The sequence below is a fragment of the Actinomadura sp. NPDC000600 genome, assembly GCF_040492135.1.
GTDB lineage: Bacteria > Actinomycetota > Actinomycetes > Streptosporangiales > Streptosporangiaceae > Spirillospora.
In genome coordinates this window covers 1-1295 of sequence record NZ_JBEUPD010000125.1, presented here as the reverse complement: position 1 = coordinate 1295, position 1295 = coordinate 1, and the positions used below count along the sequence as shown (strand labels likewise).

The following is a 1295-nucleotide window of genomic DNA, read 5'->3' as shown; positions in this document are numbered from 1 at the left end:
CGGACCGCGCGCGCGCTGCGGTCGGGCCGGACCCTGTTCGACCACCGCGCGGTCATCATCGGCACCAGCACCAGCGAACTACTGGACGGGCTGGACGCGATCGCCGCCGGCCGCGACACCGGCCCCCGCGACACCGGCCCCCGCGACACCGGCCTCCGCGGCACCGGCGCCCGCGGCACCGGCGCCCGCGGCACCGGCGCGGTGGTGACCGGTCAGGCCCGCCCGGCCGGCAAGACGGTGTTCGTGTTCCCCGGCCAGGGATCGCAGTGGCCGGGCATGGGCGCGGCCCTGCTGCAGCAGTCCCCGGTGTTCGCCGCATCCATGGCCGAATGCGAGCAGGCACTGGCACCACACCTGGACTGGTCCCTGACCCAGACCCTCACCCAACCCCCCGACAGCCCGGTATGGGACCGCACCGAGGTAATCCAACCCGCCCTGTTCGCGATCATGGTGTCACTGGCCCGGCTCTGGCAAGCCCACGGCGTCCACCCCGACACCGTCATCGGCCACTCCCAAGGCGAAATCGCCGCCGCCCACATCGCCGGCGCCCTCACCCTGCACGACGCCGCCCGCATCAGCGCCCTGCGCTCCCAAGCCCTCACCCGCCTGCACCACACCGGCGGCATGGCCCACATCGCCGCCCACCCCCACACCCTCGACGAGTTGGACGGCCTGGAAGAGATATCGATCGCCGCGGTCAACGGACCCGACTCCACCACCGTCTCAGGACCCGACACCGCCCTGACCCGCCTCCTGGAGCACTGCACCCGCAACGGCATCCGCAGCAAACGCCTCCCCGTCAACTACCCCTCCCACCACCCCGCCATCGACACCCTCCAAACCCACATCCTCACCGCCCTGACCGGCATCACCCCCCAACCACCCACCATCACCTGGATCTCCACCTGCACCGGCCAAACCAACCCCCACCCCGACCCCGCCTACTGGCACACCAACCTGCGCCACACCGTCCAACTCCACCAAACCACCACACACCTCCACCACACCGGCCACACCACCTACCTCGAAATCAGCCCCCACCCCATCCTCACCACCGACCTCACCCACACCCTCACCCAAAACACCCCCACCCCAAACAGCCCGCCTTCAGACACCCCGCCCACAAACAACCCCCCCCCGCCCGCAGAACCCCTCGTCCACCACACCCTCACCCGCGACCACCACACCTACACCCACTACCTCCACAACCTCGCCCACCTACACACCCACACCCACCACCCCATCACCTACACACCCACCCAACCCAACCAACCCGAACCCCCCGAACCACCCGA

1 protein-coding gene is annotated in these 1295 nt (G+C 70.2%); it reads left to right on the top strand.

The genetic code is table 11. The features are described 5' to 3' along the window. On the top strand, window positions 1–1295 hold a 1295-nt coding region (locus ABWI07_RS44165; RefSeq protein ID WP_353822209.1), incomplete at both ends, for an acyltransferase domain-containing protein.